Origin of the sequence: Brevibacillus sp. SKDU10 (assembly GCF_001645205.1) — a bacterium.
Taxonomy (GTDB): domain Bacteria; phylum Bacillota; class Bacilli; order Brevibacillales; family Brevibacillaceae; genus Brevibacillus_B; species Brevibacillus_B halotolerans.
Genome location: NZ_LSSO01000164.1, coordinates 1 through 20,545 on the forward strand (window position 1 = coordinate 1; position 20,545 = coordinate 20,545).

Consider the following 20,545-nt stretch of genomic DNA (forward strand, 5'->3'; position numbering starts at 1 on the left):
ATGATAAGGAATCCAAGAAATGGGAAAATGTAACTTATATAACAGAGGATAGGAGTGCTGCTACATGCTGACGCCACTGAAGGATAAGACGGTCGTAGTGACCGGAGCCAGCAAAGGAATCGGCAAAGGAATTGCGAGAACCTTCGCCGCACAGGGGGCGAAAGTCGCGGTCGTCGCACGCAGCTTGACGAAAGCAGAGGAAACCGCGGAGGAAATCCGGAAGAACGGAGGCATTGCTCATGCCTTCCAGGGCAATGTCGCCGATTTGGAGTCGATGAAGTGCGTTGCGAGCGAGACGGCCGGTACTTTCGGGGGGATCGACGTGCTGTGCGCCAATGCCGGTATTTTTCCGAATGCGCCGATCGAGGAGATGACCGGCGAGCATTGGGATCAGGTGATGAACACGAATGCTCGCGGGACTCTGTTTTCCCTTCAAGCCTGCCTGCCCTTTCTGAAGAAGGCGGAATACGGCCGGATCATTGTTACCTCTTCGATTACGGGGCCGGCCACCGGCTATGCCGGATGGTCGCACTACGGCGCAAGCAAAGCCGCTCAGCTTGGATTCATGCGCAGTGCGGCGCTCGAGCTCGCGCGTTACTGTATTACCATTAACGCCGTCATGCCCGGCAACATAATGACGGAAGGCTTGGATGGCCTTGGAGATCATTATCTGCAGGCGATGACGGCGTCCATCCCGCTCAAGCGGCTCGGAAGCGTCGAAGATATCGCTTACGCCGCTCTTTTTTTGGCTTCGAAGGAGGCAGGTTATATTACGGGCCAAACCATCATCGTTGATGGTGGTCAGATTATTCCAGAGAGTCTGGAAGCGATGGGGCAAACCTGATTCGATTACGATAGGACACCATATCGATACCCCGAGAGAGAAGGCAGGCGCATGTCTTTGTCTTTTGAAGAGCGAAACATTTCATCATGAACCTCTGCTGGCCGAGCTCAATGTAATCATCATAACCTATGTATAAGTGGACATCCGTTTTAGAAGAACGGTTATGTCCACTTTTTTGTGAAGGTGAAGGTGGAAGTAGGGGCCCTGGGAGGTTGGCCAATAAGTATCCTATATTACCGGAGATGCCTTGCAAAGCCTTGAAAATTAGTTGGGGAAAATCCGATAGAATGCCGAACTCAGATAGCCTAGATGGGACTTGTTTAAAGTTGTCTACTTGACAGGGGCAAGATCACATAGTGGGTGGCTATTCTTTTTAAGCTGCTCGCTTTTGAGTTACCTCTTCTTCTGCTTTGGAATTGCAATTGCTGTTAGGTCATCATCATCTGGCTTAGTTGGCGGTTTTTCCTAATATAACTTTGATAGCCTGTACCAAATACCAAATAAGTTATTAATAATGCCAAGTATTGCTGCAAAGATGCTAAGTACTGCTGCGATTACGGTTAATAACATCATAATCAAACATCTTCCTTTTCTTTGCTTTTTACTACCCTTATATACCGTTGGCAGTTTGGTTATTCACTTTGAGGGGTTTTACACACTAACTATCGCTCCAACTGATCAATTTGTTGCTGGTTTTACGGATTTGGATATGTTGAATATTTAAGAAAGCCATTAAAAAAACGTGTAGCTGAACTTTTTTTTAAAAAATTTTTTATAAAAAAGAAGTCACTCTTGATGAGTGGCTTTTTTGTCATGCAAAAGCCACTTATAAGTAGAAGGGTAAAACGATGGGAGGTGCTGAATTGAAAATAGTTTCTTTAAGTGACAAAGAAATTGAATTAATCGGCTTTCTAAAAGATCCAAATAATCAGAATCAAGTGGCCGCGATAGTTTCTTGGCTTCTTATACAGATTCAACAATCTTTTCCCACGGCATAACCGTTTTTAGCATTACAAAAGGATCAATATCCTCATCCCGAGCTTTGATAAGTGCAACTCCCAAGTCAGCATAATGGACAACTTTTTCATGTACAGCTTTACTGTTCTGTTTCTAGAGTTCCTCTTGTTGTTTCCATCCTTTTGATTGGAAGGTTAAGATTTGCTTATCGTGGATCTCAAATGCCTGGTTAACTAAATCTTGACTAAGATCCAAAAGATACGCCACCAATACCGTATATCGTTTTGCTTCATGGAAGCGTCGAAAGGATTGAGGCTCGTATCGAGCACCAAGGCGCGAGAGATGTCTTAACCGGTTGGGATGGATCTCTTTCGTTTCGATATTTAGTTGTAAGTTCCGTATATAATCTAACCGTTCAATAACCTTTAGAGCCGGACAGCGTAGAGTTAAATCAAATACGTTACGCCGGATCTGTTGCTGGCGATTAAGCTCGATCCTACTGGATACCTGTACCTTTCCAGCTTTTACGACTTGAAAAACGGTCCTTACAAGATTCAACAACAGCCATAGAAAAGGCAAAAAGACCCTCAAAACGAGGGCCCCTTTTTCAGTGGATCAATGGCAGGGCGGCGCATCTCTTTTAACCCAGAGGGCGCGTGGGGAACCTTTCCCACCTCACCGATCCACTACTAGCTTAGTTATTTTTTCCGGAAAACATAACCGAGCAGTAAATGTCATGTTTAACGCAACGTCAAGAGGGATGTTAATTATCTAAGAGCGAAACTCGATAAACTTGAGCCTAACTTAATGCTCAGTAATAGGGCACCAAACAAATGTGATCACAATACCCGTGAGATCCTCCGAACTGACGGCAACGTAGGTAACATACTTCATCCAATCGTACTCTTGGTTGTAAATACGGGAGACATATCGTTTCACAATCTTCATGAGGCGGACTTACACGTACACATTCAGTCATACATTCGTCATAGTTACTAGGAGGTTGACGAAATTCAACCAATTGACCATTTACTTTCTTGAATCGCTTAGACTTAGATTTTTTCTTTTTCAAGTGATATCACCTCCGTATTAAGATCTATGATAGTTTATTAACAGCATTTCCCTTTGACTGGGCGAGAGAGTTCTCATGTATCGAAAATGGACGTAAAAAACAGCGTTCAGGAAGGTCACCGGCGTGGGATTCGAGCTATGCAATGGATGACGACGTATTGCTATGGAAACAGCTGTTGAAGAAAAGGCTCGGATATCCGGCAAGGAGTTTAGCCTCCTCCTCAAAGGATTCAGTATCAATGTCTTTTAGGTTTTTCAGAAAAACAGTGGGCAAATAGAAATAAATTCTGGACATGTATATTCTCCTTCATCAATATAGAGGACGAAGAGGCTGTTACATGAAGAAAAGTAGGTTAGGGAGATGGATAGTTAAGGTATTGAAGATTATCGGGATTTTTTCAATTCTTACAGTGGTACTGATGATTTTTATTATAGGTTTTTTATGTTATCGGATAGCAAATACATACAGGATACAATTTTATTTAATCAGATAACGTTTTTTATCGGTTTTTTATCATTACCTGCGATCATTACTTTAGTAGTGATGATACAAAACAGGAAAAAAGAGTTTATAGCTACAACCAAGTGTCCTAATTGTAAACATTTGATAGAATTGAAGATGGAACAGAAAGATTAGGGAGACTAGCTACTCGATAAATCGGGTGGCTTTTTTCTTTTCCAAAACAAACTCAATAGGTGGTGGTGATCATGTAATGGCAAAAGCAAGAAGTCCAAACCGAGACAAGCCACAGCTTTTTTCGTAAATACTTCCCTGATGATGTAGCTGAGATTATAGAAGAGATTGAAACTAAGTCTCCTCTGGATATATTGTGGGAAAACAATGGATGATGGCAGAAGGACTTGTTTATGACATGTTTGACGAAAACTCCATGTCATAAAAACACTTCCTGATACATTTGATCGTATTTTTGCTGGTGGAGACTATGGTATCAATAATCTAACGGCTTTTTTATTAATTGGCGGATAGATTGAGTAAGGAAAGCACTGTGCGAGCACAATGGATACCGATTAGTAACGTGGAAGAAACACCTTCATGCCAGCAGTTACCAGATGACAAATTTAATGAATTTTATGAGTAATATGAATCAATTGCTCCATTGATTACTCCCGAGGCTTATAGACAAGTAGGTAGCTCTCCTTCATCTCTTTTTAATTAGCACCCATTAGCTTAATGGAGTTTGACCCCGACAACATAACACTATAGAATTGAGTGCATACAAAATTTTGAGGTTTTTGTTTGTTAAACTTATGTATAAGCTCGGTGAGTAAACTTTCTTAATGACTTCGTGCATTAAGGAAGTACCATTTATAGGATAAGGAAAAGATTATCGTAATTAACTAAAAGATTATCGTAATTAACTAAAAGAACAGGAGACTATAAATGGAAATCTTAATTAGACCAGAACTCACTGAAGAATATAATACGACGGAAGACATTATTAAAAGAGCCTTTTTAAATGAAGAATATAGCGACAAGAAAGAACATTTACTTGTAAATAGGATTAGAAAATCAGATGCATTTATTCCTGAACTTTCATTAGTTGCATTAAATCAAGCCAAAGACATTATAGGTCATATACTTTTATCTAAAATAAAAATCGTAGGTGGTGATAACGCTGTCGATTCTTTGGCACTTGCTCCAGTTTCTGTTGCACCTGAGTATCAGAAAAAAGGAATTGGGAGTAAATTAATTCATGCTGCGTTAAAAAGCGCAAAAGAACTTGGTTATCATTCAGTAATTGTTTTAGGACATAAAGACTATTACCCGAAGTTTGGCTTTAAACCAGCTAGCTTATGGAATATACAAGCTCCATTTGAGGTGCCTGATGAAGTATTTATGGCTCTAGAAATAACAGATAATTCCCTTGAAAATGTGCAAGGTGTCGTTCATTACTCAAAAGCTTTTTTGGAGTAAAAGCTAGATAAATAATTAGATAGTAATAAAAAAGAGGTTGTCCCGAAAATCGTTTTTATAACATTTTCTATGGACAGCCTCTTTTTCATAATGGACTAGCTAACCTTTTCATTATTATCTTAATTAATCGGGTGCTATTTTATTTGGAAGGGGTGAGTAGACTGGTCAAGGTAGTGGCCTTATTTAAGAGCAAGGATAAGATTAGCCCCGAATTAGTTCGAATGTGTCGTAAAACGGATAAAACCAATCGTTCATTTGGTGGAATGCTTCAGAAATTTCAACACGAAACTCAACGAATGGAAAGACAGGTGCACTCGTTACGATCTGAAATAAAACGATTAGAAAGTGTAAAAGTAAATCCGAAGGTTGAACTTGATGATAAAGCGTCCCAAGGTATTTCTAATTTAAAACAATAATTAATAGGTCTGGGTGGTTTGGCATTAAAGGCGTCGGACCTGCAGCTAGTTACGAAAGGGATTCTCCAGAAGAAGAGCAGGGAAAGAAAATAACAAGGAAATCTCCTTTTCGAAAATATCATGACTGGACAGATTCGTTCGTGATCATTCGGAGTTATTGTTACGGCCACGTTACGCCAAGATTATTACGCCGATTGGCGTACTGCCTGCCACGAGATTGAGAAAGCAGGTTATGCACGGATTCACAATACGCTGCGAAACTTATCAAACGAATCGAAGAATACCAACTTTACAAATATGACCAAGGGTTTGATCAGGTGGCAACAGATATTTTAATCATTGATCCAGGTCACGGTGGAACAGATCCCGGGGCAGTAGGTAACGGCTTGAAAGAAAAAGACTTAACACTACAGATCAGTTTATACCAGTTTGAACGCTTCAAAGAATTAGGTGTGTCTGTAGCCCTCACACGCTCCACTGACAAAGATTTAAGCCCAGCCAATAGGACACATATATAGTCAAAAACAGCAAGGCAAAATACTGTAATTCTAACCACATAAACGCAGGTGGTGGGGTTGGTGTTGAAGCTATTTACTCCATTTATAGTAATGACAAACTAGCCAATTCCCTCGCCCAAGCAGTAGCAGCATAAGGGCAAAAGTTCCGCAAAGCCTACACTCGAAAAGGAAATGGAAATGCGGACTCGTGACACGGGAGCAGTGGACACTGTAATCATGGAGTATGGATTCATTGACAATACGGACGAGGCCAAACGGTTAAAAGAGAACTGGAAAGTATACTCTGAGGATGTTGTGAAAGCGTTTTGTGAGTACATTGGGCATCCGTACAAGGAGCCTTTGAAGGAAGAGAAACCTGTGGACCACTGGGCAAAAAAAGATAAGGACGAGTTGTTAGCTGCTGTCATTACGATTGCATCAGGATTGTTTGCCATTGCTATCGGTTATGGAATATTTAATCAGGATCAGGTTGACGCACTATTAAAGGCTCTTAAATCGTTGATGTAAAATAAGGTTCAGTTAACTTGGATAAGAAAAAAGCTGTCGTAATAGCTCCAGCTTATTTTTCTCTTGCACCCAGTTGACTACAAAACAACTTTGAACGGCCCCTTTTAAATATCTCAAGAAAAAAATGAATTTAACAGCAACGAATTGCAGAACATAAATGTATGTGCTTTGGAGAAAGGTGGCACTAATTGTGAATTTAATGAGGAGGATTGCAATGGGAATTTTAAGTGGAAATCCAACAGATGAACCGATGCATTATGGTGAAGTTTTTGGAACTTGGTCGTTTTTATTAACAGTAAAAGGATTAATTTCAGGTTATCAAGCTCACCTAAACCATGCAGGTGATGAAGACCTTCAAAAATTACTTGAGGAAGCTATTCAGGGTGGGCAACAAGAAATTAAACAGATTGAAGCTTTATTAAAAGAAAATGGAATTGGCTTACCACCGACACCTCCTGAACGGCCTAAAGCTTGTTTAGAGGACATTCCCACTGGAGCACGTTTTCAGGACCCAGAAATAGCAGCTGCTCTTTCAATGAATATTGCAGCTGGATTAGTATCGTGCAGTTCGATTATGGGACAATCAATTCGAGAAGACATCGGTATGATGTTCGGACAATTCCATATTCAAAAGGCAGCACTAGGAGCAAAAGTTCTAAGACTAAATAAAGAAAAAGGCTGGTTAATCCCACCACCATTACACCATAATAAAGCCGAGGATTGCTAGAAAATCTATAGTTATACAAGGCGAGTAGAACTTCTAATTTGCTCCCCTTTTCTTTCTTGAAAACTGAAATTTAGATAGGCAATTGCCCTTCTAGTTATTTATATCCGAAATCCTCCTTCGGTTACCCGTTGGAGGGCTTTTTTCATATAAAAAGTTATTAGTGTAGATGTGGGAGACTGGCCCAGAGGATAACCGGCCCTTTAACAATAGATGTTGCTAATTTCTTGTTTCTATGTTATCAGGGTTATCATATATCCCTAAAAAGCGAAGAAAAATTCAGCTACACCTAAAATAGCTACTGTTATCATTAATTCTCCTAAACGTAAGGTCGAATTTACCTAGTCAATTTAATCAATCTCCTTTAATAACCGTCTGATATCCTCAAATATTATTTTCTCATCGGCAGCGATTGCATCATCCAATTGTTTGTGCAAAATTGTACAAACCTCGGGTGTAGCCACTTCTGTCAAGGCAAGTGCATAATTACGAACTGCTGTTTTTGCGGTAAGTAATAAATCAGAAGCAATAACTTGGTCAGTCATGGTATTCATACCAGTAAGACTTTCGATGAAAGAATTCATATTTTCACCCCTTTTTTATTGAAGGTTTGCTCGTGAAAGAAGACCTTGTAATTCTTGAATATGTTTTTTTGATACTTGTACATCTTGTTGTAAAAACGCTTGAAGATCTGGATCTGATACCAATTTCAAAGTGCAAATTTCAGAGGGAAAGATAAAAAGTACAGAGATTTAATCCGTGGTGCTTCTCCTAGCCGTAGCCAAGGACAATTACAAGTAACTGATCCACCTAAAGGGTTCTCAATACCAGAACTACCAGAAATGCCAAATGAACACAGCCAAGGGTTAAAGGACATGAATTCCTAATCATTACTACAGAATATGTAATGCTTAAAAAAGCAGCTAAGTCTCTAATATTTAAGGAAAAAATAAATTAGGCAAGAATAGAATTATCGAAGTTAGTGCATGGTAATTATACCGTAGCTTTACTTTTTCCCCCTCTTAATAGAGGGAGGGTTATTGTTTTTATATAAACAAACATAAGAGTGGAATTATCATATTCCAGTCACAGGTATGATAGGTACTAATACTCTAAAATCCGATATGAATTATTTCAAGTCGAAGTTGAGAGTTCTTAATCCTTATGTATGAGATTTATTATAAACATTGATTCGCATAAATTATTTGCAGAAGGCAAAGATAACTGATAGTAAGTAAGTATAAAATTTGGGAGGTTTTAATTTGAAAAAGATAAGTGCAAGTATTATGGCCATGGTACTAACTTTAACAATGGGTTTAACCGCATACGCTGAGACTGGTGGCACAGGGAATACAGGAGGAACAGGAAATGGGGTACCTAATAACTACAGAACAACAGCAACAGACAATGATATAGACTGGGGATGGATAGGATTGCTGGGACTAGCTGGTCTTGCTGGCTTAAGGGGTAGAAATAGAGATCGAAATCCCCAAAAGTAACATATAAGAACAACCCGTCTATTCTCAAAATAAGACGGGTTTTCTATTTTGCCCCTGACCATCTAGCCAAAGATGCAAATATACGGGTTAATAAAAAATATAGACCGTTCGTATGTTGTTCGTATATAACTAGAACGAACGGTCTATATTTAGGGGTTACATATGAGAAAAATAAGTCCTATAAAACTTCAAGTATTTACAGCAATCCAAACAATTTCAGATGAGATGAGCTATCCTCCTACAGTGGGAAACATGGAGTCACAGAAACTTTCTGGGGCTGGGTTGTTGATTTTGATTCTGCTTATAAACGGATTAAGCTTAAAAATGATGAAGGATTTCTGGTGGATACCTGTTGAGAATGTAGTGAGAGTGGAGTAATAACAGGATGGGGATACTAAAATTTTAAGATTGTTGGTCAATTTGGATCAACAAATAAAAATCCTTTCCCAAAAGGAAAAGGATTTCGAGAGAGCTCACACACTTTAGTTTAGAATATTGATTGAGATGACTCTGGAAGATTCAAGGTTGTTTGTGCTGTTTTCATATCCATTTGAATCTGCTCATTTATATTATAAGCATGATAATACCCTTTGCTCATCATGTAGTTTGTTATTTTTTCATGAGTAGCAATGGCATCATCTAATTGCTTGTGCAAGATTGTACGAACATCAGGAGTAGCTACCTCAGTTAAAGCAACTGCGTAGTTACGAACTGCTGTTTTTGCAGCAAGTAATAAATCAGAAGCAACTACTTGATCTGTCATAGTATCCATACCCGTAAGATTTTCGATAAAAGAATTCATAGTCTCACCCCTTTATTATTGAAGGTTTGCTCGTGAAAGCAGTCCCTGCAACTCTTGAATATGCTGTTTTGATGCTTGTACATCTTGCTGTAGTAAAGACTGAAGATCGGGATCAGAAACAAGTGCTTGCATCGTAGCTGATTTGGTACAACATACATTTTTAAACGTTAATAGTTCATGTACTTCTAATGTCTCATGCATAGCAAGTCCATTATTACCCATCTGTAATCACCTCCCATTCTAGTTATTACTGTGTACGATTTTAGTTAATTTATACTTTTTAAGATGAGATACAGAAGACCCACCAGTAAGATGATGGCGAGGTCTTTTTTTCGCCAAAACCTCTATTTTCTCGTCAAAGGATTCGACAAGACCTATAGGGAAGTCAACTATGGGGTGATGAAATGAATTGTCGTTTGAAATTGATTCTTGTAGAAAGAAAAATAAAACAACGGGAGACCTCCGTGAACTGCACCCCTATCGATTGGCATCCCGATCATTGGGTTTGGCACCCACATTCTTAATAATTATCAAAAGCTGTGATCATTAACGGGATCACAGCTTTTGATATTTTAGAGGGAGCCTCAGTAAAATTAGATTTACAAGTTTCAATCTATAACTCTCGCAAAGGTGTTCTCCATTGGGTAGATTAAGCTCTTCGTATTCAAAAAGACGGATCCTTATTGGATCGGTTTCAGGTCTTTTTGTTAGGCGATCTCCCCAATTGCGCATAGACAATCATCCAAAACATAAACAGCTAAATATAATACCGAGAAAATACTAATGAATTCCAATCGGAACAAGGAGTGATTGTCTATGCATCGTCCGTACTATGTACCTTCATCTGGACCTAATCTGAATTTACTTTATGGATAGAGGTACCACTATCCGCAGTATCAAACAAACCCCTGGTATATAGCACCTACTTATGACATAAACCGAGTACCTACAGGATCAGACCTTCAAGCTACACCTAGATCTGATCCGGGTTTAAAGAATGTATATTCTCCAACCCCTGACTCTGTGACACAAAACAAAAAGGAGAGTGAGTACCACAATGGCACTTTACTTTAGGAACGATACTGGAAGAACCTTGTGGTTAGCTATCGCCTACGAGGATAACAGATGTACTGGTAGCAAATGGAGAAAAGAAGGATGGAAGGTAATGGGACCTAGATCGAGCATTAGGGTTTATAACGGGCCAACTAGAAATAAAAGATTTTACTTCTTCGCCAATGACAGAGGTTATGAGTACACATGGTCAGGAAATACCTACACCGACCTCCCTTCTCACCCATTCGATCGATGCTGGGATGAACCAGGTGGGGAACGTCGTGGGATGGAAAGTTTTATAGCTACTGCTGATGAATTCATCTGGCCACTTTACATTAGGTAAAAGGGTTCCTTCTCGAAAAAACACTCTTAACAGGGTGTTTTTTGCCTTGCATGTTCAATAAATCTTCGCTTTTTAGAGGTTCGTTTTAGATAGTCGAGTTTTGTTACAGAATATCTGACTCATGTCAATATGACTATGCCCTTCCAATTAGCTGGTGAAAAGAAGCAAAAGTGGGAAGAGGCGTGATAGAATCCGCTTGGGGATGGGTAGATAAGTTTGATTCAACGTTTAAACAAAATAAGCTAAAGAATGATGGGATTTTTGGTGGATACCTATTGAGAATGTGGTAGTGTTGAAGCCTAAATAACGTATCTTACCTTACATATAGTACATTTAAATAAAAGAAAAATGGGAATATTATCATACTGAATACAGAAATATTAAAAATAAAATTATAAACTAAAAAAACATTAACAAGAAATTATTGTAAATGATATAATCTCAAATGCTAGAAACTGTACTTATTTTTTAGGGGGGTAGTAATGAGTAAAAAGTCCCTAATTTCAGTAACTGTAGCAAGTGTATTATGTTTAAATGCGGTTACACCAGCTATAGCCGCGGTAGAAAATGTTAAGACTAACCAAAATATTACCATCGAGTAAGAGGTTTTGGAGAAAATTTCAAACAAACTACAAGACCTTAAAAAATAGGTTCCGATGATGATGCAGAGAAAGTTTTTACAGAAATGACTCCAGAGGATAAGTAAGAATTTTTTAGATTTTATTATAAGACAAAAAGAAAATGGTGATTCCGAATTATTTAATTATCATGAAAAAGTTTTTGGAGAAATAACACAGGAGAAGATTGATAAAAAACGTGTAAAAGAATGGCTAAAGCAAGCTCTAAAGACGGCCCAATAGATGTATTATCCTATAAGTTGAAAAAATTAGACTTACCTACGCCAGCCCAGTAAGCATTTTTAGGAATTGGTGTTAGTATTTCAGCTGCAGCTGCAGATGGACCACTACCTGTTGGTGACATCATCGGTATTATTATTGCGGCAGGATCAGGAGCAGTAATGCATGGTATTGGGACGATATTTCCGATCAATTTGATGATATTGTAGTAGCGTTTAAAAGAGCATGTAAATCTATGAAAGGGAAACTTGACGAGGCTTTTGATTATCTGTATGCGGAAGTAATAATTCACTACTATGATCTCCTAAGAGATTATTAGATACAGATTCTGATGGTAATGTAATTGTTGACCTGGATGTATTTACTATAGAGAACGAAAGATTGGCTGGATTATCGATCAAGATAGAAGTGGTAGAGGTCATGGTGGGAGTGCTTGGAAACTAAAAAATTGTAAAAATGAACATGTTGCTATTTTGGATGAAAAAAGGAAAAATACTTAGGGAGTAGGTTAAGATGAATATGGAGTCAATTATTAATGGACTATGGGATGATAAGTGGGATATTTCAACAGACCCTAATAGAGATTTAGAGGCGATTACCTTTTTACTAGAAAATGATGAAATAGTGTTTTCCAGATTCCCTACCGATATTTATACGCTAGATAGACATCCTTTCCAGATTCTTGATAATGAAAAATTTGAGCAAAGTAATATTTTTTATGAAAAAAGTCTTACAGAAAAAAATTTAATGGATGTTTATAAAAAAGAAGAGGAAAAATTTATACGGGTGTTTCAAATATTGTGGTCAAATAGTCCGGTTTATATTGAAACTATGCTTCCATATAATGATATCGAGTCAGTCATTAATGTATTTTCAGAAGATGAAAAAATAAATCGTACACATGATATACATAACAAACTTAGCAGTAGGAATGAAAACTTGTTTGAAGTACAAGATTTTTTGGATCTTCAAGTACTACTTGAATTGGGATTGCGAGAACAAGTTTCCTCTGTATTTATATTTGTAGCAATGAAGTTATGTATTTGGTCAAATTATGATTTAAATATGCCCGTTTATTCTGGAAATAAGGCCAACACGGAGTTATTACGTTTAATTTGTACTACAGAAGGTTTGTATTCACGTTAAATTTTATGTAAGAACTATACAAAAAACTGCCAATCACCTTGGTAGTTTTTTTGAATAGTTCTTACCCTTCCTTACTAAAGAAAGGAGTTGGTACAGATATGGATCGTTCACCAACGTAATAGCAGAGGGTGGGGGTCGCTGGCTCGAACCATTGTAAATTCTCATGAGAAATCAAGGATTTTTCTTTGGTATTCTTTTATCAGTTTGATAAATAGAGCAGAACGGTAACGTCAGTTTGTGCAAAGATACAGAAGATAGAGGAGTTGAAAAAGAAATGAGCCCCCTTCATTTTAAAAAGGGGGTATGTTCTTATATACGACTAAACGGTACCCAAAAAGACCTCTAAGCCATGTTCAAAAATTTAGCTCAGATAGCGCTGACGGTTTAGCTGAGGAGTACACAATACTCATTTTGTTAAGTCAGCTTTCGAGAAAGACGTGCCATAATTTCACCCCATGGAGCTTTACCAAGAACTTGAAATCCTAGTTTTTCATAGAGAGTGGCAGCGGCTTGGTTGTCAGGGTGATAGGCTACCATAATATCTGTTGTATCTGGTTTTGCTTTTATTTTGTCAATAACCTGTTTCATGGTTTCAATTCCGTACCCTTTTCCTTGATGACCAGAAGCGATCATAAGTCTATAAATCCAGTATTGCGAATCGTCGGGATCTATCCCAAACATCACAAATCCAACCATTATTTGATCTTTGTACACGGCAAGGGTTTCGAAATTCGGTAAAAACTTTGACTGTGCTAAGGAATACAGATTTGAGGCGATAAAGTGTTTTTGATCTTCATGGGGCTGCAACTCAATACATTCTTCCCAGTCTTCAGAAGTTACTTCCTTTAGGGTAAGTTCCACAATGATATCTCCTTTCATTTTATTTAGGGAAATTATACCATACAGGTGACTGCTACCATCGGATATTTAACACAGTGTGAAGGAAGAAAAGGATTGTGACCGCAACGGCAAGGAGATTTATGAAGGGAGATATCGTTCAAATAAGCGACCATCCTTTTAATGGTTTGATAGCAATCAATGGCAATTATGAAGTGGGTTATAACGAGCAAATGGAGCTTTGCTGTGGTAGCTGGTTATTATTCCAAGTGAAGAATGATGCAGAAATTATCGGTAACATTTACGAAAATCCAGATTTGATACAGGTTGGTGGAGAATGATGACAGAGAAAGAATTGCAAGAAATTCGCGAACGTGTAGAGAAAGCTACTTAGTTCCAGAGGGAGCAAAATGGAGTGTTGATTACATTTCCATATGCTGCAATTAATTCACTATCGGAAAGATTTTGTATGTTCATGTATGTATATCTCCTATTTAATGAAGACAATTAGTCAAAAGGATTGACGTTTGCCGGAACAAATAGGAAAGAGGGCTTATGCCCCCCTGAGAGATTACTATCAATAAACTTATTCGCAATTTTCTTAACTTGGACTTCTATGTGTTTGGTATTTACAGTCTCAGGATGTTAGGTTTTGAATTTTAGGAAGCTTGAATGAATCAGGATCGTGATTTATTTTCTCTCGCTTTCTCTTATTTTGGTAAATTATAACATACTGTGGGAAGCGCGATGACCGAACAGCAGATTATTAAAACAGTGTAATGGATATCGTCATCCCCCTACACCCACCAAAACTAATCTCTTCGAATGACCAAATATATTAACAAACCAATGATAGGAAAAGCCAATAAAGCTATTAGTACAATGAGTGAAAATTCCTTACTATTACCTCTACTTCTTGAATCGCGATAAGCCCAGATACTAATGAAAATATTTAAGAAAATGGGCAGCAATGCAATAAAACTCCGTCCAACTTCGCCCAGATTAATCAAGGAAATCACCTGCTTATTAAATTTGCGAGACATTTCAATTATATAAAAAAATGGGTAAATTGTGTAATACTTTACTAGGTTAATTAACACAACACTATTTGCAAATGGGAAGGTGCAGGAATGGTCAACCTAATCTAAATTGAGAAACAGGAAGAAATGACGAATGAGCAGTAGTATCGAGCTAGTATACGAATGTGAAATGCCCTTATTGCGGCAGGAGCAACAGAAATTAGATGTAGATGAATGCGGTGAAACGTACGTGATCGAGTGTGAGGGATGTGACAAACAATATGAAATCTATTTTGATGTTGATTAACGCACGATTAACGTTAGAATTGGGTTCCGATAATAAGCACTATGTAGACAAGCGTCCGGTTTCCTGATCTGAGAGCTTGTTGCTGTTAAATACAAATGCACCCCTTGAATCGGATTTTCAAGGAATTATTCCTATCTACTATAAGGGGTGCACTTCTTTTAAGTGGAGAGTTTTTTACAGGTTATGCTTCTTTTTTCTCCGGAGTAATAATCTCTCCCGTTTTCGCATTTATTCCAAAAGTGATCGAGCGTTTGGAATCTTTTTCACGAAACGTAATGTTATATCTGCTAAAATTGCTTACAAAGTTGTCTATAACATTGGCACTTGTAATCTCATAGGATTTTGTTTCCGGATACAAGGCGTGGATTTTATCTATCCCGGATTTTGCGTATGAAAGCACTTCAGCAGCCGTCAATGATTGTATGGTATAGCTGACTTTCCCCGTTTTCGCATCTACTGCAAAGTGAAAAAAGTTCTCTGAATCTTTTTCAAGTCTAATAACATACTTATCATACTCGCTTTTTGATACCACATCTTCATAAGCATTAATCGTATAGGATTTTGTTTCTGGAAACTGAGCATAGACACGAGCGATTGCTGCTTTCACATCCTTGTCCGCAAGAGCCTCGGAAGCTGTGATTTTTTTGTACGCTCCTGCATACAAACTCGCAGAATCTTGGTTTTGAGCTACAGTATTTTGAGTTGGATTTTCATTTGCACTTACTTGTAAACCACCAGATAGCGCGATTGCAGTGACCAATCCTAAAGATGCCAAACGTACAGATGGTTTTTTAAGGTTTTTTTTCATACCAATTCTCCTTTTCGTTCATGTATTTGGATTTCCAGTTCCTCCTTTCTTATGCATAGGATAGTGAAGACTATTTAAATAAAAAGTGGGGTAAATTTAAAATTTTCATTAAATTTGATTCAGGCCATCGGCTACTGGTAATCTTACTCAAATATTGTTCGTAATAAATTACTTTCGGTAGAAATCGTTCAGTTATGTTGCAAGCTAGGTTATTTTTTAGATGAGATGGGGCCTTTCATTATTAATAAGCGCAAAACCCTCTAGGAAGCCCTAGAGGGTTAACTTAATTTAGACAATTTTTTAATCACCTTAATTACATCAAATGTAGTTCTATTATACGGTTCTAACCCGCTATTTTACTGCTACAGTAAAATCCTTCAGCGGCTGCATTGACCAACCTTGCGTCAGTGAAACGATAAATCTGTAGCTTGCTTTGGGAGCACTTTTACTGGCTTTGACTTTGATTTGGACTGTGGCCGTTTCTCCGGGCATGAGTTCCAAGTTTTTTTCAGGATCGGTAATAACCTTTACCATATTGGGACTGTTGAAGGCAAAGTGATAGTTGACATAAATATTGTATTTAGCGGTATGGACTCTGCTGCCATTGGTCACCTGAATATTTTCAATTACAATTTCTTCACCCGGGGACAACAAGTATCCACCATTGGTGTTCATTTGTTCTTCTGTAGAAGTGTTGGCATTTTGTGGCGTCGGTGCTGGTGTTTGGGCAACGTGAGGTTGTTCTGTTGATGGTGCAGTAACACTCTGATCCTGTGGATGTTGTTTTGATAAGTAAACTACAACCTCGTCGGTTTCAGGATAATGGTCCACTTTTACCATTGTATTACGGGTAGGAGATTCATAGAAATTCACGTCGCCTGAATCTAATGTTTTCGTAAGACTAGACAACCATTGTTTATTCAATAGCTCCTTCGTTCCCTCGTATGTCATGTAGCTAATGGATTGGTCTTCATCATCGAAGAAAATCGATAAAGAACCATATCTGTAACATAAGCTTCTAGTCCCATTATCCACGTAGGACTCAGACTTAGGGTTCCCCAGCAATGTTTTCACTTCTTCTTTTGTTAAATCCAAAGAAAGTACCTTTTCCGTACCATCCTGATTGTAAACAGCTACATATTCATCCATCTGAAGAGAAGCATAGAAGGGCTCAAAGACTGTTTCAGAAGGATTGTTTACCTTATCAACAACAGGAGGTGATGGTTGAGATTCACTGCTTTCTGCTTCGCTAAGCTTAGGCACTCCTTCTGAACCCGCATTCTTCGCTGCTTCAGGATGAGCCGTCGTTATTACGGCGGTAGCATTTTTGGAGTCAAATACAAAATGACTCAACCAAAAGATGGAGCCTACACCTATTCCTAGAACAGTTCCGAACACTATGATGATTTTACCAAGCTCGTTTTTTGTTTCATGATTTTTTGCCAAGATGAGTCCTCCTACATCGTTAAGGTCCATTGATCACTGCTCTGTTTACCAACGTACGTATGTCATCTATTACTTATTACCTAATATCGGAGTTTCGTTAAACGTTCTTTAGACCTGTGTTTTCGTTTGTGAGCTCTATTAGCTTCTCTCTGTCATACCTGTCGGCAATTTGGACAGTAATGCGTTCTAGAACCTTAAAGGGGAACAACAAAAGGGAGTAAAAAAACTCCATAAGAAATTAACTTGCATTTCATGTATTCATTAATTCAAACGAGGACGATGATTCGTTTTTTTAGGTACCTGTAGAAGAAGGGGTTTACATTTCCCAAAAATCTTATTGCTTCAATTATTCGTTGCATAATAACCTCAAGATTATTAAAAGAGTGGATTTTGACTCTAATGTATACAAAAAAGCCTTGATAAACAAGGCTTTTAAGGTTTCTGTTAAAATATTGCAACTGCATTCAAATCCATGTATTTCACATGTATATACTCCTACTTATTTACTTAGGTGGACATTTGAACAATAGAATAAATCTCTCCGTTACCAGTAACACCAATCATCAATTCCTCTGATTTACTTGGCCTAGAAAATACAACCCATGCTACTTGTTTGTTTTTCCGAACCCACCCATGAAAAGGTTGAACTATTTATATTTTCAAACTTATACATTTTGGCTTGTCCACCATACAACTTTTGAAGAAATTCAAGTGCTTTTTGCTTTAGCAACTTCAGGTGTAGGGGCCTTGTTGGAAGGGCGATAATAAGTTAGAGAGGCTAATTTACCCGAATTCTTATCTATTTTAAAAGTAGCTACGCCCAAATCTCCAAACTGTTGATCTATTTTCTGTCTAAAATTGACTAGAAATGCTCTCTCTTCATAATCATAATTAACATCAATAATTGGAGCTTTTACTAAACTAGGATAAATAGCTTTCAGGTTATCAAATGTAACTTGAGCTGGCTTTGATAGGATATCCCTCTGTTTCTCGCGTTTGTCTATATCAGCCACATACCATTTGTCAAAGAAAGTTGGTTTGATTACAGTCTCATAGCTATTAATCTCGCCTGAATCCGTAAAATAAATAGAAGCATATGTAGCCATGCTCTTATTTTCTTTTAACGAGGATTTCAAATTGACGATAGGTGGGCGCAGTTTACCTTGTATGTTTCGATCAGACTCTCTCCAAACGGAGACAACCTGATAGTTACTTGCTTCAGTTCCATACAAGGTCTTCAGTAATTGGATAGCCTGCTCTTTAGCCTGATCATCTGTAATCGGTTTAGTTGTCCCTGTCAAGGTTTGATACTGATAGTCTCCCTCTTTATCGCTTCCAGACGGCTCGTAGAACGTAAAACCATGCAATTTTCCCGTTTCTTTATCGAACTCCACACGCAATTTGGAAGTCCCTTGACCATTTTGATTCATCGAAACATAGGCTAAACCGCTTGTTTCCCGATTTTCTAGCTCTACCTTTTTATAATCCTTCACTTTTGGAAAGATAGGCATCAATTTTTCCTTCAGTTGATTTGCCTGATTGGTATAATTATCCACCACCGTCTTCTGCGTTTCGACTCTTGGCTTTGCTTCTATCGTCCATACCGGTGTTAAAGCGAAAACACTAACAATTGCTACAGTTGCTGTCCACCTATTAAAGCTGTTTGGCGCCTTTATACATTTCTCCCCCTAACATTGGAATTGTCCTACATTAGTCTGAGTAAAAACAAAAAGGTTACGCTTTTTTAAAGATTTATTAAATAAAAAGTAATTTGTTTCCCGATCCATTCGATGAAAGAATGCAAAATGAAAAAACAAAAAGCCAACCATGTCAAATTCAACCGTGGCTTTATCTTCACCAACAAGGAAAAAACAGCAGAAAAATGGGGAGTTAGTGTACGGTTTGTTTTCATTATAGGAGTTGCAACTGAGCCTGTGATTGTAAGAGGATTCGGGGGTGCATTCGATTGATTTTTATTAAGCCCATGGATTTAGCTGAAATGGAGCATGAGCGTGAGAAGGGCAAAATCTCGCCAGAGTTAATAGAAGCCTATGAAGCTATTGCTCAGTTGCAAGAGACGGTAACTAGAATGGAAGCTAAAATAAAAACACTCGAAGGAGCGAAGTAGGAATGGTTAAAGCATATATGATTCCTGTGTACAGCCTATTGGTTAAAGTAGGTCGGAGAGATTGAATCTTTACCGGACATTTATAGGGTTCCCGTAACTGAATCATAAAACGCCTCTCATTATTAAGAGTGGCGTTTTTTCATGGAAGCTATAAGCTCCCTATTTTGTTTACCCCAAAGGGGGTGATGAGGAGAGGGGAAGCATGGAAGAAATGATTTACAAGGCAGTGATGTCCCAAGGACCATTTGCTCTTTTGTTTGTATAGTTACTTTTTTCTACCAAAAAAGATGGAAAAGACCGTGAAAACCGATTAGTTGCACAAGCTGAGTCCCGTGAAAAGAAGCTCATGAAGCATAACGAACGGATGATTATTCATTTGGAACGTAATAACATCTACATTGCAACAAATCGAACGCAGTTTAAGCGGGCTGGAGAATGACATTCAAGAACTAAAAGAAAAGGAGGGCTAATGATGATAGAGATTGGTTTAGTAATTGCAGTAGTACTGGCGTCAGGAGCATGGTTGAAAACGCGGAGTTGGTTCCCAAATGATTACATTCCTCTCGCTATTGTTGTGATGGCGGTAGCCTATAATGCAATAAACGCTTTATTGTTTGGGGGAGATTTACTGGGAGCTGGCAAGATGGCTTTTATTGAGGCAACGGCTGCCATCGGGATTCATTTTAGGCGTGAAAAATTCGTTTCAGAAGGGAGATGTGGAGTAATGAAACCACAAGACTTTATTGATAAAATTGCGCCAAGTGCTGTGGAGGATATGAAGAAAACAAAGATACCTGCATCTCTTACAATTGCTCAAGCAATCCTTGAATCAGCTTGGGGAGAGAGTTTGGCTAACCAAACGTGGAAATAACTTGTTTGGTATCAAAGGAACAGGGCCAGCGGGCGTCTGCACTATGCCTACAAAGGAGAATTACAACGGTCAATGGACTACCGTTACAGCTAATTTCCGAGCTTACAACAATTGGGGAGAGTCTATTGCAGATCATTCGAAGCTGTTTCTAAACGGTACAAGAGACAAGCCTACACGCTATCATAGTGTGTTTGGAGCTAATTATAAAACTGCTTGCCATGCTATCAACAAGGGCGGATATGCCACTGATCCTGGTTATCCAAGTAAGCTAATTGGATTGATTGAAAAGTATGGTTTAGCTAAATATGATAAGGAGGAAACAACAGTGAAACCAGAGGTGGCGAACGAAATTATTAGCCATTTACAAGGGCAATGGGCTTTTTACAATCAGATGGGAATGAAGGATAAGGCTGTTAGGATTGGGCAATTGGCAGATGAGTTGAGGGTTGCAAGTGG

22 protein-coding genes and 4 pseudogenes are annotated in these 20,545 nt (G+C 38.4%); 17 read left to right on the top strand and 9 right to left on the bottom strand.

Features of this window, described 5'->3' with window-relative positions; genetic code table 11:
* Positions 1 to 64 precede the first annotated feature (64 nt).
* Positions 65 to 844, top strand: coding sequence for a 3-oxoacyl-ACP reductase FabG (gene fabG / locus AYJ08_RS13650; RefSeq protein ID WP_064018189.1), 780 nt, complete (start codon positions 65 to 67; stop codon positions 842 to 844).
* A 903-nt stretch (positions 845 to 1,747) separates the two neighbouring features.
* Here the strand turns inward: fabG and AYJ08_RS24495 are convergent.
* Positions 1,748 to 2,230 (bottom strand): annotated as a pseudogene (locus AYJ08_RS24495) (Tn3 family transposase); the annotation flags it as partial.
* A gap of 2,044 nt (positions 2,231 to 4,274) precedes the next feature.
* Between AYJ08_RS24495 and AYJ08_RS13660 the strand changes: the two are divergent.
* From AYJ08_RS13660 to AYJ08_RS13680, 5 genes are all read left to right on the top strand, one after another.
* Positions 4,275 to 4,808, top strand: coding sequence for a GNAT family N-acetyltransferase (locus AYJ08_RS13660; RefSeq protein WP_064018191.1), 534 nt, complete (start codon positions 4,275 to 4,277; stop codon positions 4,806 to 4,808).
* A gap of 143 nt (positions 4,809 to 4,951) precedes the next feature.
* Positions 4,952 to 5,224 (top strand): hypothetical protein, encoded by a 273-nt coding sequence (locus AYJ08_RS13665; protein ID WP_064018192.1) that lies wholly within the window; start codon positions 4,952 to 4,954, stop codon positions 5,222 to 5,224.
* Between the two features lie 317 nt (positions 5,225 to 5,541).
* The gene (locus tag AYJ08_RS24500) at positions 5,542 to 5,742 is read left to right on the top strand and encodes an N-acetylmuramoyl-L-alanine amidase family protein (RefSeq protein WP_064018193.1); all 201 of its coding nucleotides are present in this window, start codon (positions 5,542 to 5,544) and stop codon (positions 5,740 to 5,742) included.
* A gap of 177 nt (positions 5,743 to 5,919) precedes the next feature.
* Complete coding sequence (locus AYJ08_RS24505; RefSeq protein ID WP_064018194.1) at positions 5,920 to 6,249, top strand: hypothetical protein; 330 nt, start codon at positions 5,920 to 5,922, stop codon at positions 6,247 to 6,249.
* A gap of 214 nt (positions 6,250 to 6,463) precedes the next feature.
* Positions 6,464 to 6,976 carry a DUF3231 family protein gene (locus AYJ08_RS13680; RefSeq protein WP_031413917.1) on the top strand — a complete coding sequence of 171 codons (513 nt, stop codon included), beginning with the start codon at positions 6,464 to 6,466 and terminating at the stop codon, positions 6,974 to 6,976.
* A 347-nt stretch (positions 6,977 to 7,323) separates the two neighbouring features.
* Here the strand turns inward: AYJ08_RS13680 and AYJ08_RS13685 are convergent, their stop codons facing one another.
* Positions 7,324 to 7,557 (bottom strand): spore coat protein, encoded by a 234-nt coding sequence (locus AYJ08_RS13685; RefSeq protein ID WP_064018195.1) that lies wholly within the window; start codon positions 7,555 to 7,557, stop codon positions 7,324 to 7,326.
* A gap of 177 nt (positions 7,558 to 7,734) precedes the next feature.
* On the opposite strand from AYJ08_RS13685, the pseudogene AYJ08_RS24510 reads away from it, so the two are divergent.
* From AYJ08_RS24510 to AYJ08_RS24940, 3 genes and pseudogenes are all read left to right on the top strand, one after another.
* A pseudogene (locus AYJ08_RS24510) lies at positions 7,735 to 7,860 on the top strand (manganese catalase family protein); the annotation flags it as partial.
* A 375-nt stretch (positions 7,861 to 8,235) separates the two neighbouring features.
* Positions 8,236 to 8,472: a WGxxGxxG family protein gene (locus AYJ08_RS13690; protein WP_082890957.1), complete on the top strand. Its 237-nt coding sequence runs from the start codon at positions 8,236 to 8,238 to the stop codon at positions 8,470 to 8,472.
* Between the two features lie 162 nt (positions 8,473 to 8,634).
* Positions 8,635 to 8,850, top strand: a complete 216-nt coding sequence (locus tag AYJ08_RS24940; protein ID WP_064018196.1) for a hypothetical protein — start codon at positions 8,635 to 8,637, stop codon at positions 8,848 to 8,850.
* Positions 8,851 to 8,959: 109 nt separating this feature from the next.
* Here the strand turns inward: AYJ08_RS24940 and AYJ08_RS13700 are convergent, their stop codons facing one another.
* Complete coding sequence (locus AYJ08_RS13700) at positions 8,960 to 9,274, bottom strand: spore coat protein (RefSeq protein WP_064018197.1); 315 nt, start codon at positions 9,272 to 9,274, stop codon at positions 8,960 to 8,962.
* A gap of 15 nt (positions 9,275 to 9,289) precedes the next feature.
* Positions 9,290 to 9,496, bottom strand: coding sequence for a hypothetical protein (locus AYJ08_RS13705; RefSeq protein WP_064018198.1), 207 nt, complete (start codon positions 9,494 to 9,496; stop codon positions 9,290 to 9,292).
* A gap of 835 nt (positions 9,497 to 10,331) precedes the next feature.
* On the opposite strand from AYJ08_RS13705, the gene AYJ08_RS24945 reads away from it, so the two are divergent.
* The 3 genes and pseudogenes from AYJ08_RS24945 (at position 10,332) to AYJ08_RS13720 (ending at position 12,673) form a co-directional block, all read left to right on the top strand.
* Positions 10,332 to 10,670 carry a DUF1036 domain-containing protein gene (locus tag AYJ08_RS24945; RefSeq protein WP_064018199.1) on the top strand — a complete coding sequence of 113 codons (339 nt, stop codon included), beginning with the start codon at positions 10,332 to 10,334 and terminating at the stop codon, positions 10,668 to 10,670.
* Between the two features lie 89 nt (positions 10,671 to 10,759).
* Positions 10,760 to 10,977 (top strand): annotated as a pseudogene (locus AYJ08_RS24515) (YolD-like family protein); the annotation flags it as partial.
* A 1,063-nt stretch (positions 10,978 to 12,040) separates the two neighbouring features.
* Entirely contained in the window at positions 12,041 to 12,673 is a 633-nt protein-coding gene (locus AYJ08_RS13720) for a hypothetical protein (RefSeq protein WP_064018201.1), read from the top strand.
* A 414-nt stretch (positions 12,674 to 13,087) separates the two neighbouring features.
* Here AYJ08_RS13720 and AYJ08_RS13725 read toward each other — a convergent pair whose 3' ends face one another.
* The gene (locus tag AYJ08_RS13725) at positions 13,088 to 13,534 is read right to left on the bottom strand and encodes a GNAT family N-acetyltransferase (protein WP_064018202.1); all 447 of its coding nucleotides are present in this window, start codon (positions 13,532 to 13,534) and stop codon (positions 13,088 to 13,090) included.
* Between the two features lie 95 nt (positions 13,535 to 13,629).
* On the opposite strand from AYJ08_RS13725, the gene AYJ08_RS13730 reads away from it, so the two are divergent.
* On the top strand, positions 13,630 to 13,851 hold the full coding sequence (locus AYJ08_RS13730) for a hypothetical protein (protein WP_157452866.1): 222 nt from the start codon (positions 13,630 to 13,632) through the stop codon (positions 13,849 to 13,851).
* A 471-nt stretch (positions 13,852 to 14,322) separates the two neighbouring features.
* Here AYJ08_RS13730 and AYJ08_RS23035 read toward each other — a convergent pair whose 3' ends face one another.
* Entirely contained in the window at positions 14,323 to 14,553 is a 231-nt protein-coding gene (locus AYJ08_RS23035; RefSeq protein WP_082890959.1) for a PLDc N-terminal domain-containing protein, read from the bottom strand.
* A 130-nt stretch (positions 14,554 to 14,683) separates the two neighbouring features.
* Here AYJ08_RS23035 and AYJ08_RS23565 point away from each other — a divergent pair, with 130 nt between their 5' ends.
* Positions 14,684 to 14,836: a hypothetical protein gene (locus tag AYJ08_RS23565; protein ID WP_157452867.1), complete on the top strand. Its 153-nt coding sequence runs from the start codon at positions 14,684 to 14,686 to the stop codon at positions 14,834 to 14,836.
* 181 nt (positions 14,837 to 15,017) lie between these two features.
* Here AYJ08_RS23565 and AYJ08_RS13735 read toward each other — a convergent pair whose 3' ends face one another.
* From AYJ08_RS13735 to AYJ08_RS13745, 3 genes are all read right to left on the bottom strand, one after another.
* Positions 15,018 to 15,644: a PepSY domain-containing protein gene (locus AYJ08_RS13735; RefSeq protein ID WP_064018204.1), complete on the bottom strand. Its 627-nt coding sequence runs from the start codon at positions 15,642 to 15,644 to the stop codon at positions 15,018 to 15,020.
* A gap of 351 nt (positions 15,645 to 15,995) precedes the next feature.
* Complete coding sequence (locus AYJ08_RS13740) at positions 15,996 to 17,090, bottom strand: COG1470 family protein (protein WP_231929110.1); 1,095 nt, start codon at positions 17,088 to 17,090, stop codon at positions 15,996 to 15,998.
* Positions 17,091 to 17,797: 707 nt separating this feature from the next.
* Positions 17,798 to 18,646, bottom strand: a complete 849-nt coding sequence (locus AYJ08_RS13745) for a hypothetical protein (protein WP_082890958.1) — start codon at positions 18,644 to 18,646, stop codon at positions 17,798 to 17,800.
* A 410-nt stretch (positions 18,647 to 19,056) separates the two neighbouring features.
* Here AYJ08_RS13745 and AYJ08_RS23570 point away from each other — a divergent pair, with 410 nt between their 5' ends.
* From AYJ08_RS23570 to AYJ08_RS13750, 3 genes and pseudogenes are all read left to right on the top strand, one after another.
* Positions 19,057 to 19,218, top strand: a complete 162-nt coding sequence (locus AYJ08_RS23570; protein ID WP_157452868.1) for a hypothetical protein — start codon at positions 19,057 to 19,059, stop codon at positions 19,216 to 19,218.
* 17 nt (positions 19,219 to 19,235) lie between these two features.
* Positions 19,236 to 19,283 (top strand): CD1375 family protein, encoded by a 48-nt coding sequence (locus AYJ08_RS24950; protein ID WP_369799686.1) that lies wholly within the window; start codon positions 19,236 to 19,238, stop codon positions 19,281 to 19,283.
* A 659-nt stretch (positions 19,284 to 19,942) separates the two neighbouring features.
* A pseudogene (locus AYJ08_RS13750) lies at positions 19,943 to 20,545 on the top strand (glycoside hydrolase family 73 protein); the annotation flags it as partial.

Bases quoted from the DNA above. Each gene is read 5' to 3' on its own strand.
- AYJ08_RS24505 (WP_064018194.1), top strand. From the start codon at position 5,920: ATGCGGACTCGTGACACGGGAGCAGTGGACACTGTAATCATGGAGTAT.
- AYJ08_RS13660 (WP_064018191.1), top strand. From the start codon at position 4,275: ATGGAAATCTTAATTAGACCAGAACTCACTGAAGAATATAATACGACG.
- AYJ08_RS13735 (WP_064018204.1), bottom strand. From the start codon at position 15,644: ATGAAAAAAAACCTTAAAAAACCATCTGTACGTTTGGCATCTTTAGGA.
- AYJ08_RS13705 (WP_064018198.1), bottom strand. From the start codon at position 9,496: ATGGGTAATAATGGACTTGCTATGCATGAGACATTAGAAGTACATGAA.
- AYJ08_RS13700 (WP_064018197.1), bottom strand. From the start codon at position 9,274: ATGAATTCTTTTATCGAAAATCTTACGGGTATGGATACTATGACAGAT.
- AYJ08_RS23035 (WP_082890959.1), bottom strand. From the start codon at position 14,553: ATGTCTCGCAAATTTAATAAGCAGGTGATTTCCTTGATTAATCTGGGC.
- fabG (WP_064018189.1), top strand. From the start codon at position 65: ATGCTGACGCCACTGAAGGATAAGACGGTCGTAGTGACCGGAGCCAGC.
- AYJ08_RS13720 (WP_064018201.1), top strand. From the start codon at position 12,041: ATGAATATGGAGTCAATTATTAATGGACTATGGGATGATAAGTGGGAT.
- AYJ08_RS23565 (WP_157452867.1), top strand. From the start codon at position 14,684: ATGAGCAGTAGTATCGAGCTAGTATACGAATGTGAAATGCCCTTATTG.
- AYJ08_RS24945 (WP_064018199.1), top strand. From the start codon at position 10,332: ATGGCACTTTACTTTAGGAACGATACTGGAAGAACCTTGTGGTTAGCT.
- AYJ08_RS13685 (WP_064018195.1), bottom strand. From the start codon at position 7,557: ATGAATTCTTTCATCGAAAGTCTTACTGGTATGAATACCATGACTGAC.
- AYJ08_RS24940 (WP_064018196.1), top strand. From the start codon at position 8,635: ATGAGAAAAATAAGTCCTATAAAACTTCAAGTATTTACAGCAATCCAA.
- AYJ08_RS13680 (WP_031413917.1), top strand. From the start codon at position 6,464: ATGGGAATTTTAAGTGGAAATCCAACAGATGAACCGATGCATTATGGT.